This window comes from Microcystis sp. M169S2, assembly GCF_020245865.1.
GTDB lineage: Bacteria > Cyanobacteriota > Cyanobacteriia > Cyanobacteriales > Microcystaceae > Microcystis > Microcystis ichthyoblabe_A.
The window spans coordinates 1-13028 of the sequence record NZ_JADBUB010000171.1; the positions used below are offsets into that span (position 1 = coordinate 1).

General features: G+C 43.7%; 14 protein-coding genes. 4 read left to right on the top strand and 10 right to left on the bottom strand.

The window, feature by feature from the left end:
* Positions 1 to 138: 138 nt before the first annotated feature.
* Positions 139 to 711 carry a shikimate kinase gene (locus IM485_RS16700; RefSeq protein ID WP_104396581.1) on the bottom strand — a complete coding sequence of 191 codons (573 nt, stop codon included), beginning with the start codon at positions 709 to 711 and terminating at the stop codon, positions 139 to 141.
* A 233-nt stretch (positions 712 to 944) separates the two neighbouring features.
* Between IM485_RS16700 and IM485_RS16705 the strand changes: the two genes are divergently transcribed.
* Entirely contained in the window at positions 945 to 2018 is a 1074-nt protein-coding gene (locus IM485_RS16705) for a Gfo/Idh/MocA family protein (RefSeq protein ID WP_287659750.1), read from the top strand.
* Positions 2019 to 2120: 102 nt separating this feature from the next.
* Here the strand turns inward: IM485_RS16705 and IM485_RS16710 are convergent, their stop codons facing one another.
* Both IM485_RS16710 and hisD read right to left on the bottom strand, forming a co-directional pair.
* Positions 2121 to 2405: an excalibur calcium-binding domain-containing protein gene (locus IM485_RS16710; RefSeq protein WP_104396583.1), complete on the bottom strand. Its 285-nt coding sequence runs from the start codon at positions 2403 to 2405 to the stop codon at positions 2121 to 2123.
* A gap of 93 nt (positions 2406 to 2498) precedes the next feature.
* Entirely contained in the window at positions 2499 to 3803 is a 1305-nt protein-coding gene (gene hisD, locus IM485_RS16715; RefSeq protein ID WP_104396735.1) for a histidinol dehydrogenase, read from the bottom strand.
* Between the two features lie 67 nt (positions 3804 to 3870).
* Here hisD and IM485_RS16720 point away from each other — a divergent pair, with 67 nt between their 5' ends.
* The 3 genes from IM485_RS16720 to murB all read left to right on the top strand — a co-directional run bounded on the left by IM485_RS16720 (position 3871) and on the right by murB (position 7189).
* Positions 3871 to 4557, top strand: coding sequence for a hypothetical protein (locus IM485_RS16720; RefSeq protein WP_104396584.1), 687 nt, complete (start codon positions 3871 to 3873; stop codon positions 4555 to 4557).
* A 233-nt stretch (positions 4558 to 4790) separates the two neighbouring features.
* The gene (gene murC, locus IM485_RS16725; protein WP_104396585.1) at positions 4791 to 6218 is read left to right on the top strand and encodes a UDP-N-acetylmuramate--L-alanine ligase; all 1428 of its coding nucleotides are present in this window, start codon (positions 4791 to 4793) and stop codon (positions 6216 to 6218) included.
* Positions 6219 to 6310: 92 nt separating this feature from the next.
* Complete coding sequence (murB, locus tag IM485_RS16730) at positions 6311 to 7189, top strand: UDP-N-acetylmuramate dehydrogenase (protein ID WP_104396586.1); 879 nt, start codon at positions 6311 to 6313, stop codon at positions 7187 to 7189.
* A gap of 301 nt (positions 7190 to 7490) precedes the next feature.
* On the opposite strand, the gene IM485_RS16735 is transcribed toward murB, so the two are convergent.
* From IM485_RS16735 to IM485_RS16765, 7 genes are all read right to left on the bottom strand, one after another.
* Positions 7491 to 7715 (bottom strand): hypothetical protein, encoded by a 225-nt coding sequence (locus tag IM485_RS16735; protein WP_287744447.1) that lies wholly within the window; start codon positions 7713 to 7715, stop codon positions 7491 to 7493.
* Between the two features lie 50 nt (positions 7716 to 7765).
* Entirely contained in the window at positions 7766 to 9376 is a 1611-nt protein-coding gene (locus tag IM485_RS16740; RefSeq protein WP_287744450.1) for a pentapeptide repeat-containing protein, read from the bottom strand.
* A 364-nt stretch (positions 9377 to 9740) separates the two neighbouring features.
* Entirely contained in the window at positions 9741 to 10133 is a 393-nt protein-coding gene (locus tag IM485_RS16745) for a hypothetical protein (RefSeq protein ID WP_002791850.1), read from the bottom strand.
* Positions 10130 to 10507 carry a DUF433 domain-containing protein gene (locus IM485_RS16750; RefSeq protein WP_002778608.1) on the bottom strand — a complete coding sequence of 126 codons (378 nt, stop codon included), beginning with the start codon at positions 10505 to 10507 and terminating at the stop codon, positions 10130 to 10132. Before IM485_RS16750 ends, IM485_RS16745 begins: the two co-directional genes overlap by 4 nt.
* Positions 10508 to 10720: 213 nt before the next feature.
* A complete protein-coding gene (locus IM485_RS16755) occupies positions 10721 to 11098 on the bottom strand; it encodes a hypothetical protein (RefSeq protein ID WP_002789225.1) in 378 nt (125 codons plus the stop codon).
* Positions 11095 to 11367: a hypothetical protein gene (locus tag IM485_RS16760; protein ID WP_287744453.1), complete on the bottom strand. Its 273-nt coding sequence runs from the start codon at positions 11365 to 11367 to the stop codon at positions 11095 to 11097. The genes IM485_RS16755 and IM485_RS16760 overlap by 4 nt, the downstream gene beginning before the upstream one ends.
* 535 nt (positions 11368 to 11902) lie before the next feature.
* Positions 11903 to 12766, bottom strand: a complete 864-nt coding sequence (locus IM485_RS16765) for a follicular epithelium yolk protein subunit (protein ID WP_104396736.1) — start codon at positions 12764 to 12766, stop codon at positions 11903 to 11905.
* Positions 12767 to 13028: the final 262 nt, after the last annotated feature.

The following is a 13028-nucleotide window of genomic DNA, read 5'->3' on the forward strand; positions in this document are numbered from 1 at the left end:
GTTGCGGGGATCGGGGGGAAAATTCAGGTACTTTTTCCCTGAAAATTAGGTAATTGACTACCTCAAAATCGGTAAAACCCCACACCCCACACCCCACACCCCACACCCTGCCCCCAGGAAAAGCTTTTTCAGCAAACCCTAGTTATTATCTCTTTCTGGATGAAAATCTTTAATCACCGTCGGTATTGCTGTTAAAATTTTCTCAACGATATCAGTAGGTCTATCTAGGTCAGAAACAACAATCCGAAGATCTGCTTGTGCATAAAGTCCTCGTCTTTGTTCTAATAATAATTCCAGTTTACTTTCTAAATCAGTGGACTGAAGCAAGGGACGAGAGGTATCTTTTTTTAAACGTTTAACCAAGACTTCGAGAGGAACATCTAACCAAATCATTAAACCGTGACGAAGATAACTCCAATTAATCGGTTTTAAAACCATCCCTCCCCCGGTGGCAATCACAGTTTTAGTCAGAGAGGATAATTCGGCCAAAACTTGGGTTTCTAACTCCCGAAAAGTCGCTTCTCCCTCGTCGGCAAAAATTTCCCTGATTTTCTTTCCCGCGACCCTTTCTATTAATATATCTGTATCAAAAAAACGATATTGTAACCGTCGGGAAAGCAACTCTCCCAGGGTGGATTTGCCAGATCCCATCATTCCTAGCAAAAAAACACTTAATCCCCGTAAGGAGTTAAAATCCGTTGAATTGTCCATAGTTAAAATTTAGCTGAATGTAGTCCTCGCTACTCAGGGACGATGTTTTGATAAGCATTTAGGAGTAAAAACCGCGAGATGAAATCAGAAAATCTTCTCAGAACTCCCATTGACACCGACATCGTGTCAGAATCTGGATAACCATGATACCATCTTGGTAATTCATCGACAAAATCAGCTTGATTAATTTAATCAAGTGGTGTGAGGAGTGTGAACACAGGAGTCTAAAATTCATGTCCAATCAACCAGCAAACTTTCCGGGTAACAGAAATCAACTCAAACCGATTAAAGTCGGGATTATCGGGGTCGGTAACATGGGACAACACCATAGTCGCATCCTGAGTTTATTAAAAGACGTGGAATTCGTCGGGGTGGCCGATGTCAACGTCGAAAAGGGACTGGAAACTGCCAGTAAATACCGAGTCCGTTTTTTTGAAAATTATTTAGATCTCTTACCTAGGGTAGATGCGGTTTGTATCGCTGTCCCCACGCGGTTACACCATCGAGTCGGGATGGACTGTCTGCAAGCGGGAGTACATACCTTGATCGAGAAACCGATCGCCGCTAGTATTAGTGAAGCGGAATCTTTAGTCAATGCGGCAGCCGATCACGATTGTATTCTGCAAGTGGGTCATATCGAGCGTTTTAATCCCGCTTTCCAAGAGTTATCGAAGGTCTTGAAAACCGAGGAGATTTTAGCGATTGAATCCCATCGCATGAGTCCCTATTCCCAACGCGCTAATGATGTGTCGGTGGTGTTAGATTTAATGATCCACGATATAGATTTAATTTTAGAATTAGTTGCTGCTCCCGTGGTGAAATTAACCGCTAGTGGTAGTCGCGCTGCCACTGATTCCGGTTATCTTGATTATGTCACTGCAACCCTTGGTTTTAGTAATGGAGTGGTGGCTAATTTAACCGCTAGTAAGGTGACTCATCGCAAGATTCGCCGTTTAGCAGCCCACTGTAAAAATTCTCTCACGGAAGCAGATTTTCTCAATAATGAAATTCTCATTCACCGGCAAACCACCGCTAACTATAGCACCGATTACGGTCAAGTTCTCTACCGTCAAGATGGTTTAATTGAAAAAGTTTATACCAGCAATATTGAACCTCTACACGCGGAATTAGAACATTTTGTTCATTGTGTGCGCGGTGGAGACCAACCTTCCGTCGGTGGGGAACAAGCTTTAAAAGCTTTACGATTAGCTAGTTTAATCGAACAAATTGCCCTTGATGGTCGCGTTTGGCAACAATCGGACTGGAATTATCAATATCTTAATTCTCCCGTGATTACTGCTTCTTAATTGTTTTCACCCCGATTCTTTAAATGAGAGAATTGGGGTGAGGAAACAAAGTTAGTTATCTGGAAAACTTTCCCAACATTTTTCTGAGGATTTTTTTCCACATCATTGACTTTCACAGGGAACTCCATCACCGTCTCCATCCATTTTGACATTGGGGCAATTTCTCAAGAAAAAAGTCGCTTCTGCACAGTAGGTCATCTGGGAACAGTGAGTTCTACCATCGCACCGAAACTGTGGAGAAGGACTAGGTTTTTTCTGGGGAGTGGGACGATTATTGTTGTTAGCTACGGCTAAATTATTGAGGGTTTGATTGCCAGAAATTGGTGATTTTATTGATATTTGTTCGCTCAGAAAACCCAGAATTAAAATAACAATTACTTTTTTCATAAAATGCTTGCCTGATTCTCTGCTCTTATCATAGTACCAAATAGGATACAGGATAATAAATCAGAGTTATTCCCTGTTTCCTATTCCCTGTATTTAGAGTAAAATTTCCCTGTGTTGAATTGCTAATTTATGGGCGGGAAAACCTTCGTACTCGGCTAAAGTTTTCGTGGTTTCTTTTAACTTTTCAAAGCCTTCAGGGGTGACATAAGCCAAAGTGGAGCGCTTGAGAAAATCATAAACCGAAACCGCCGAATAGGAACGGGCAAAACTTCCTGTCGGCAGCACAGCATTGACTCCGATGGCGTAGGTAGCCATAGAGGAAGGAGTATGATTTCCCAGGAGAATTTCGCCAGCATTTTTAATCTTGCCCAGAATGGCAAAAGGATTACTAACTAAAACCTCCAGATGTTCCGGGGCGTACTCATTGACGAAATCGAGGGATTGCTGCAAACTATCGGTTAAAATTATGCCCCCATAGGCGGCTAAACCCGCCTCACAGAATTCCCGTCGCCAATCCGGGAGTTTTTGCAGGTATTCCTGTGCATATTCACTAGCAGCGATCGCCAAATCTTCACAGTGGGTGACTAATAAAGCTGCCGAATCCGCCCCGTGTTCCGCTTCAATTAATAAATCCAAGGCCGCTAAACGAGCATCGGTGGACTCATCGGCCAAAACTATCGACTCACTTGGACCTGCCGGCAAACCCACATCCACAGTACCGAACAGTAACCGCTTGGCCGCCGCCCCATAGACGCTGCACGGACCTGTAATTTTGTCAACCCTTTTGATATTTTTTGTTCCCAAAGCCAAAGCAGCGATCGCTTGTACGCCCCCTAACTTATAAATTTCTCTGACTCCAGCCATGCGTGCCGCCACCAGAGAAACCGGCTCCACGTTGCCCTGTTTATCGGGGGGAGTGCAAACGACCACTCTTTCCACTCCTGCCACCATTGCCGGTATGGCTAACATTAACATCATCGAGGGAAAAGCACCGCGGCCCCGGGGAACGTATAAACCCACATTGGGGATAGGAGAGATTTTTTCGCCGGCAAAGACACCTGGTTCAATTTCTGCCAGTAGTGTTTCTTCCGGCATTTGGCGACGATGTACCTCTTGAATATTCCGGAAAGCCTGTTGAATGGCAGTTTTTACTTCCGGTTCAATTAACTGAAAAGCCTGCTCAAATTCTGCCTCGCTGACTTTGATATTTTCTACCGTCGCACCCTCGTAGTCAAAACGCCGCACATAGTCCACAACGCCGGCATCCCCCCGCTCGCGGATGGTTTCTATCACCGTTTGAGCGACTTTGAGGGCGTTATCAATATCTAACTCGGCTCTTTTCTGAAGTTTTGCCCGTTCCGCGCTACTTAATTGCGAAAGTTTTAATATTCTAACCACTATTGGTGCTCCTACTGCCCCCCGTCCTCTCAAGAATAGCGGGGAATCTGAATCTTTTTTGATTATAATGCAGATCATGTTTAAGCTCTCTTGCTGTTCTGTAAATGCGATCGCCCTTAGTTTATTATGGGGGGCGAGTGGTGCTGTGTGGGCAGAAACGGATTTAGACTTAGATCCGAAAATTCGGCAAGAAAGTCCGGTTTTAGAGCGTTGGTTAGAAAAAATACCCGATATCGCCGAAGATATTCGCCGCGATCCCAGTTTTCGCACGCGTATCCGCTTGGGATATGCAGAGTTTCCTTCTAGCGATAATTCCAGTGGCGTGATTTTGGGGGTAGAAGATGTGTTTTTCGGTCAAACCAGTTTAACCCTAAGCGGCGATTATCAGACGGCTTTTAACGGCAAAAGGACGGCAATAGGAGGAAATTTACAATACTATCTCCTCCCTTTGGGTGATTATGTCAATCTAGCTCCCATGGTGGGCTATCGTTACATTCAAACGGGAAATTACAGCACCGATGGGCTTAACTTAGGATTAAAGCTCAAATTAGCCCTTTCTCGCACGGGGGCGGCAGATATCACCGTTAGTCAGAGTTTTATCTCCCCCGGTGGTGATAACGAGGTGGGATTAACTACTCTTTCCCTTGGTTATGCGATTACCTCTAATTTACGTTTAGCTGCCGATATTCAAGCCCAAAATTCCCGCGCTCGTAAAGATAGCTCCGTGGGAATTTTACTGGAATGGCTGCCCTAATTAGGTTCGTGGGGGCAGCCTGTGGGGTGTAGGGTTTTACCGATTTTTAGGACGTTTGGCAAAGCTGGGTAAAAAAAGGAATTGGGAGAAAAAATTTTAATTCTGCGTCAAGGATTGTGCAAGGTGACTGGGCAACACTTTGGAATTCTGCTCAAATGCCCCTATCATGAGGTTGACTTTACTACCGATCGAGTTTAAAACTTATATAATTGTGGGTCTGAGGAGTGAAAACAGTGAAAAAAGTTAATTTTAACGGCCAACCTTTCCATTTTATCGGTATTGGCGGTATTGGGATGTCAGCCCTCGCTTATATCTTAGCCAAGCGCAATTTACCCGTGTCTGGCTCCGATTTACGTCCTACTCATATCACCCAACGGCTACAGGGAGCGGGAGCGCAGATTTTCCACCGTCAAGAGGCAAATAATTTAGCTTTATTTCATTCTCCTGGCCCTCAAAACAGTAGCCAAACGGTTCCGCAAGTAATCTGCTCCACGGCGATTAATGACCATAACAAGGAATATCAAGCGGCCAGAGACTTAGGATACCCAATTTTTCACCGTAGCGACGTTTTAGCAGCTTTAATCGCTGATTATGACAGTATCGCCGTTGCTGGAACCCACGGAAAAACCACCACTAGCAGCTTAATCGGTTACGTTTTGTTAGAAGCGGGATTAGACCCCACGATCATTGTCGGTGGTGAGGTGGACGCTTGGGAAGGTAACGCTCGTCTTGGTCAAGGTCGTTTTTTAGTGGCAGAGGCCGATGAGTCCGATGGTTCCCTAACCAAGCACGCCCCGAAAATCGGCGTAATCACTAATATTGAGCTAGATCACCCGGATCATTACCATAATTTAAGCGAAGTTATCGATACTTTCCATGAATTCGCCCATCAGTGCCAGATTTTAGTCGCTTGTTTAGATTGTGACACGATCGCCGAGCATTTCCGTCCGACAATCAGTTATAGTCTCGATCCCGAAAAAGGTGCCGATTACACCGTCAGCGAGATTATCTATGAACAGGGAATGATGAAAGCTTCCGTCTGGGAAAAAGGCAGTTATCTGGGACAAATGGAAGTGAAAATCCCGGGGCAACATAATATTAGTAATGCTTTGGCAGTGGTTGCCATCGGACGTTATCTCGGTTTAGAATTTGCCGTTATTGCCGATGCGATCGCTACTTTTGCCGGGGCAAAACGCCGTTTTGAACACAAGGGAGAAGCAAACGGCATTACTTTTATTGATGATTATGCCCACCATCCTAGCGAATTGTTAGCCACGTTAGCGGCGGCAAAATTGAAGGTAGAAGGCAAACAGTACCAACGTTCGATCGCTATTTTCCAACCCCATCGCTACAGTCGCACCACTGCCTTTTTAGAGGAATTCGGCTCCGCTTTCAGTTCCGCCGATGTGGTAGTCTTAACGGATATTTATAGTGCTGGGGAAGTGAATATCGATCACGTCACCGGGCAGCAAGTAGTCGAACAGGTGAGAAAACACCATAAAAATGCCTACTATCACCCCGAATTGAGTTCTTTAGGTCAATTCCTGCTAGAAATTCTCCAACCAGGGGATCTAGCCATGTTCCTCGGCGCCGGCAATCTCAATCAAGTTATCCCCGAAATGCTCTCTCTTTACCGCGAACAATTAGCAGTTAGAGTATAGGATTCAGTTATCAGTAATCAGTTATCAGTTATTAGTTATCAGTTATTATGTTTACTGATTACTGAAAATGCTCCCCAACCCCCTAAAAACCTATGATTAAAACCTCTGTTTCTCTAGCTGATTTCACTTCCTACCGGGTGGGGGGAAGAGCGCAATGGTATGCCGAACCAGTTAATCTAGAGGAATTAAGAGAAGTGTTCGCTTGGTGGCGATCGCAAGATTTACCCTTGAATGTTTTGGGGGCTGGTTCAAATTTACTGATCAGCGATCGAGGTTTACCCGGACTTGTCCTCAATACTCGCCATCTGCGATCGAGTTGTTTTGATGCCGAAACTGCTACGATTACAGCAGCAGCAGGGGAACCCCTGCCAAAAATAGCTTGGAGAGCGGCAAAAAGGGGCTGGAGGGGCTTAGAATGGGCGGTGGGTATCCCCGGGACGGTGGGGGGTGCTGTGGTGATGAATGCGGGGGCGCATACCTCCTGTGTGGCGGATCGATTAGTGCGGGCGCTGGTATTAAATCCCGATGGTCAGTTAGAAACTTTAAGCAAAGAAGATTTAAATTATAGTTATCGCAGTTCTTCTCTGCAAGGGGATCAACGTTTAGTTATCGAAGCTACATTTCAGTTAGAAGCTACCGATAATCGCGAGGAAATAATGGCAATTACTACCCATAATTTACGCCATCGCAAAAGTACCCAACCCTATGATCGTCCTAGTTGTGGTAGTGTTTTCCGCAATCCTAAACCGCAATATGCTGGGGCTTTAATTGAGGAAATGGGATTAAAAGGTTATCAAATTGGTGGGGCGCAAGTATCAGAATTACACGCTAATTTTATCCTGAATATTGGTTCAGCAAAAGCCTCGGATATTCTGCGTTTAATTCGTCATGTGCAGGAACAAGTGTTCGATCGCTGGTCCCTCTGGTTAGAACCAGAAGTGAAAGTTTTAGGGGAATTTGACGGGATTTAACTATTTTTCTCGATAACGGTTGAACTCAGCCGCGATGGGCTGGAGTGCGACGGCGGATATTTTTATAATCCTCTAGCATGGTGCGTTCCCCAAAAATCTATTGGTGGAGCAGTAGGAGCCACATTAGGGAACGCACCCTACAGCGATGGCGGTCATACTATTTTTAATATATCTCGTGGGTGGTGCGTTACATTTAATTAACGCACCCTACTGGACTGTTTCAGCTAAAATAGGGCAATAGATTTCGGCTTAAAGTCTTAGATTATAGAATTTCTAGCATTTTTCTAATACACCAAATTAGCTAAAACAATCCACTATGTGATCGGCGATCGCACTCATTCACCCGAATCTCCCAATCAGAATATTTATCTATGAGATGATCTAAATCATTTTCAGAGAATTGATCCAAACCAGTCTTTATATCTGGGCGTTGAAAATTTACTTCTTCAGACTTCACCCAATTCTCTACATCAGGCAAGTCTATATTTCCATTCAAGACCGATTCAAACAGTTTCTTGATGTCCATATCATATTTCCTCAACTAAATTATTTTTCCAGAAAACATTTCCTTGATGATTATTCTGTCTTTTGTTTAGATTGATCAATGTATTGAGAAAATGCTTCAGATTCATTGTCAAAATCTGTATCTGTCAGTGTAGCCCTAGCAAATTTTGATCCAGTGAAGCTAGTTACCTTCTGAAAACTAACAGTTGAAAATGTTGCCTCGTTAAAGTCGGCGTTCTGAAAATCGTTGCCTGCAAATTTTGAATCTTTGAACTCTGAACGCCGAGCCTGCAGTGAATTTAACTTGGCACCATCTAATTCAGCAGAATGAAACTTAGCTTCATTGAGGATGGTTCCTCCACCTGAGAAATCTGCCCCTTGCAATCTGATGTTTTTAAAAACAGTCTTCTTGCCAACAGAGTTGATAAATTTCGCTCCATTGAAATCGGCTTTTTCATCCTCACTCTCTCCTGAAAATTTAGCTTCTTGTATTTTTGCACCCGTAAATTTTGCCTTCTTAGCATCACATGATTGAAAGGTGCATCGAACTAGGATGGCGGTTTTAAATGATGTGTTCTGGCAAGATGTTTTGCCGCTAAAGACGGCGTCGTTGAGTCTTGCCGAATCAAACCGTGCTTGATCAAGCAGGCAGTTCTTAAAAGTGATTTTATTGCACTCGGAATTACGAAAACTAGAACCTCGTAAATCACAATTAATAAATGACCAATTTGATAAATTTAATTTATCAAAAAATATATTTGGAAGATAAGCATTCTCAATAGAGAATCCTCCCCCCACTAAGACAGTAAAACTTTCAATCACCTTTTCTATTGAATTGAGAAGGTTCCTGTGAGCAGTTACAAGCATATTAGTTCTTTCTAAGATACTCTTCTTTTCTAATTGAGTGGATGTCTGCAAGAACTTTCGTTTTGCTTCAAAATAAGCTTTGCTATGTTGACCATCAGGCGAGTCAAGCCATTGGTTTAATTCTGCTATGTGAATGTTAAACAGTTTGGAGATTTCTTGTCTTGTCTCTTGAACGACTTCTAATGATGCAATACATGAATATATTTGCTGGCGAATAGACTTCGTTTCTTTTAGTAGTGCAGTTAAAGCTGTTGTGGGATACTTACTTATAGAAGTATTGATTGAATCAAGAATATGTGGATCTGTTTCGTACTTGATAAGGTTTATAAGAAACTTATGAGTATCTGGAAACTCACTCAAAACTTGAATTGTAGCTATCCTGACACCATTATTTTCATTGCCCAGTTGTTCCAATAAATTTGCAATTCGATCTTGATTTCTTTGTTTGTTCTGTTCTCTGTTGCTTTCTTGCGATTGACGCGCACTCCAAAGAGAAAGTAGCGCCGCCACCAAAGCAAATAGTACCGGAAAAACATCTAAAAATGGACGCATCCAAAGCGTTTGAATTTCACGTTGGAGCTTTCTGATTTCAAGATCTTGTTTTTCTCTGTCACGAGACATTGTCTCAATATCCTGTTGAAGCTTCTGTATCTCAAGCTCCTTTTTCTGATTATCAAGAGGTGACGTAGTTTCTATTGATTTAGTATCTACTGATGTTGTTTGACTTTGTTGTGCAAGAACAGGTTGATTAGCTGAAATCCAATAGAGAAGTGCTAAACAAGGAATAACTGAAGATGATTGAGCAAGTATTCGCATGACCCATGATGTACATATATCTCAACATTATAATCTTTCCTAAGACCAGCACCTAACTATTGATTATACGGAAATTTTCTGTATAACACTCCTAAAAGTAATGATATGGGTCAACTTTCGGCATCTCACCCCATTTAGGCGCGATCGCCAGAACTTTTTCCTATATCACGCCCAAAAGCGTGTTAGCCAGATTAGCCTACTGCTAGTGGGGCAGTAGGAGCCACATTAGGGAACGCACCCTACGGCTAACGTTCCCAATCACCCGCCGCAGATAACCTTGAACTCTAACCGATAACCTTTCGTCGGTCGGAGTGCATTGGGGTTGTTATGCCGTGTCACCAACAGATATAATGCGCCAATCACCTTATGGAATAAACAACCGACCAGCCCCCATATAGTCTTGGATATCGATCACAATTTCTACAAGCCTTTCAACGCAGCGTTCTCGATAGTCAGATTCATTGACCCTATCCGGATCGCCAATCGTAATGATCGGAAATGAAGTCGGTTGATTTTCTTCACGCATTACTTGTTCCAACGAGTCTTCACCCTTCGCATTCCGGTTTGCCGTAAGTAAGAGCATCCCGTTGGTTTGGGCAAATCTCCAAACTACTCGATCATTGCTGTCTGCGGGTAAGCCAACGTCTTCAAATGTCCTCAACCGAATTAGAGCGAGATCTAATAACCCGCTAACAACAAGACTTCCAGAGATCAGAATTGCCTGCCGATTCAAGTTGTAATCAGCCAGAACAATCATTGCTTCTTCGCTTCCCGCTTTGCTCTCCGTTCCTGAAGTTTAGCTCTAACCGCTTCATAGCCTGGACGAGGAGGAGTAGCAGCGATCCGAGCAAAACGTTCGCGATTCCTCTCTTCCCAAAATTGTTTAGTTTCTGCGGCAGTCTTTAAAACCTCCTGATACTCCGCTTCCACTTCTGTTCGATGTGTTTCAATGTAGGAAAGGGCAGCATGAATCTGAGCATCTGTAAGATTGAAGGCATCACGAATAAACTTGGGTGGATACTGAGCTTTGAGATAATCGATTACGTCATACAGAGTAATACGAGTATCCGCAATTGTAAGCCCTCGCTCTGTGCGGATTATAGCTGTTTGTCCATTCGATGCCAGTGCCATAGCAGTCTTAGCTTTTAATCATTTAATTCCATAGTAGCGCACAAAAAAAGCAAGGGGAGCCAACGCCCCAGTTCTCGAAACATCAACTGCTAATCATTCAGCCATAATAAACCTCCTTTGCGGTTTTGACGCGGCATAACGTTCTAATTGAGCCGCCGCAGACAATCTGTAATTTTTGCAGGTATTTTTTGTAAAGTCGGCTCCAACGCAGTGTTAGACGACACTTACTTTACGGATTTCTACGCTGCCTTCTTCAAATACTTGAACTGTGAGTTGATAGCCTTCCATTAATGACATTCCAACTAGAGGTTCGGAATCAGCTTCATCAATTGGTATGGTTAAATAATCTCCGTCCCAAATTACGACGGCTTCATAGACATTAAAAACGCATTCGCTACCATCACCAAGAATAGCGCGTCCTCGTCTTTTCCATTTCAGGTTTAGCTGATCGATTAGGTCTGGTGGCAATGAAAGCCAACCATTAAAACCTGTATCAACGATCGCATCTTGCGCGTAAATATTTCCTTCAGAGTCACATATCGAAAGTGAAATAATCGCCTCAAAATCCGCGTTAACGATTCCTGCGATCATACTAATCTCTTTGTACGTCCACCAAATCGGCGAACATAGCGAGAACCGACTCGAACAATCCAGATTTGAGCATCTGGGTGACGGGCTTCGAGTCTATTGCAAGCAGGTATTTCACGCGTATCAATTTCAAAGTCGCCAGTTTCAAGGTCAATTGCTACAATTTTGCCCTGATTACCCAATTCGACTTGTGGACGTATTTGAGTTTGATAAATCAGATCGCCACGTTGGGCAAATTCTTCTTTGCTATAGCGGGGTTGATGGATTGTCATTGGCTTGACCCTGTGGCAACTTTTGCCCTCTATTTTAACCTAAACATCGGGAATCTTTGCTAACATTCCCCAACTGGTCCCACAAGAGCGGCATCGCACTTAAACCCACAGCTTTAATCAATGGGCATGGTGCGTTCCCCAAAATTGATCGCTGGATCAGTGGGACTTGCATTAGGGAACGCACCCTACAAGATCAGCGATCGCTCTATTGATTATGCGGAAATTTTCCGTATATCACGCTCAAAAGCGTGTTAGCCAGATTAGCCTACTGCTAGTGGAGCGGTAGGAGCCACATTAGGGAACGCACCCTACGCGATCAGCGATCTGAGAAATCACGCCCCATCATCTAGCCCACCTGAGTCATCTTAATCCGTCCAGTCGGTTGCCTTTTTACCAATGCCCCAGGAGATCACTTCGGGGGTGATTTCACACTCATCGACCATATTGAAAGACTCGGTGTGAAGCCAGCTAACGGTCCGGTTCAGCGGACGGCGCTCCGCGCCGTCCGCTGTAACCGGTTGTTGGGCGGAAAGCTCTAGTGACCGGGCACGTCGGTCGACATAAAAGATGCCTTCAATGCATTCGTTTTCTTGTCCTTCAACTCAATCTTCGAGTTGGAGTAATAGCCGATCTCTATGTCCTCAGTCGATTGCACAGAATTAGAGATGCCTGCTGCTGACATTACACCGCCAATGCCTAAACTCCAGAAATGGTGGTCTTTGTACGTGGGGTTATAGTTTACCGCTGTACTCCCGATCAGGTAGGCGTTATATCGAACTCTAACTTTCATCACCCCCCGACTGGCAGAGAGTTCAGCTACAATAGTCTCGCCAGGCTCAAGTTCTACGGACACACCACTTGTTGAACCCACTTGAACCTCTTTTGATTTTTGTCCCCCTATTCCCCACGACTGCTCGTACGATAATGTAGTTTCACCTCCGCCACCAGTACCGAGAAAACCAATCTCGTACTTGATCATTTGTTCGACGTGAAGTGTGCCTCCCGTACTCCAGTTAGACGATACCGTGTCATTTACTTGATCCGATATACCAACATTGAAGATACCCTTTTTGCTGCTGTTATTAGAGAATTCCTGAGTTTTGACTATTACCGGCTCTGATGTGATGCCAAGGATCTCGGCACTTTGAACAACCAGAACCATTTGAACCTGCGGCCAACCATACGTCTTATAAAGGTCATTCCATGGCGTCGGGCTATGAAGATACGCATCATTTGGGCTTTTACCGAAGTAGGCATTGACAGCATCCTTGAGTTGTTTATCCCCAAGACTGAATGTTGTTCTCTCCTCGTCAGTAATAACATGCTGTACGCTTCCCGAAGCGTTGACGCTTGATGCCGATTTATCTTGACCCGCAACGATACTAATGCTGATACCCATTGTTAGTCTCCTCTCTTGGACGGTTGTTTCTTTTGATTCAAACATTTCAATTCTAAACAACTTTTTTCGCTTCTTCGTTCACAAGACATTTCTTTGCATTTATTCACCTCACTTTCTTGGCACAATAGACCTCTTGCATAATTTTTTTATGGTATAATATAAGGTTTTGCTTTTTTCTCAATTCTTAGATTGAAGTGGAAAAAAGAATAAAATGTGATCTTAGGTCAGGAAATCATCTATAATTTTGCTATGTTTATTAGCA

Bases quoted from the DNA above. Each gene is read 5' to 3' on its own strand.
- IM485_RS16700 (WP_104396581.1), bottom strand. From the start codon at position 711: ATGGACAATTCAACGGATTTTAACTCCTTACGGGGATTAAGTGTTTTT.
- IM485_RS16705 (WP_287659750.1), top strand. From the start codon at position 945: ATGTCCAATCAACCAGCAAACTTTCCGGGTAACAGAAATCAACTCAAA.
- IM485_RS16710 (WP_104396583.1), bottom strand. From the start codon at position 2,405: ATGAAAAAAGTAATTGTTATTTTAATTCTGGGTTTTCTGAGCGAACAA.
- IM485_RS16720 (WP_104396584.1), top strand. From the start codon at position 3,871: ATGCAGATCATGTTTAAGCTCTCTTGCTGTTCTGTAAATGCGATCGCC.
- murB (WP_104396586.1), top strand. From the start codon at position 6,311: ATGATTAAAACCTCTGTTTCTCTAGCTGATTTCACTTCCTACCGGGTG.
- IM485_RS16735 (WP_287744447.1), bottom strand. From the start codon at position 7,715: ATGGACATCAAGAAACTGTTTGAATCGGTCTTGAATGGAAATATAGAC.
- IM485_RS16740 (WP_287744450.1), bottom strand. From the start codon at position 9,376: ATGCGAATACTTGCTCAATCATCTTCAGTTATTCCTTGTTTAGCACTT.
- IM485_RS16745 (WP_002791850.1), bottom strand. From the start codon at position 10,133: ATGATTGTTCTGGCTGATTACAACTTGAATCGGCAGGCAATTCTGATC.
- IM485_RS16750 (WP_002778608.1), bottom strand. From the start codon at position 10,507: ATGGCACTGGCATCGAATGGACAAACAGCTATAATCCGCACAGAGCGA.
- IM485_RS16755 (WP_002789225.1), bottom strand. From the start codon at position 11,098: ATGATCGCAGGAATCGTTAACGCGGATTTTGAGGCGATTATTTCACTT.
- IM485_RS16760 (WP_287744453.1), bottom strand. From the start codon at position 11,367: ATGACAATCCATCAACCCCGCTATAGCAAAGAAGAATTTGCCCAACGT.
- IM485_RS16765 (WP_104396736.1), bottom strand. From the start codon at position 12,766: ATGGGTATCAGCATTAGTATCGTTGCGGGTCAAGATAAATCGGCATCA.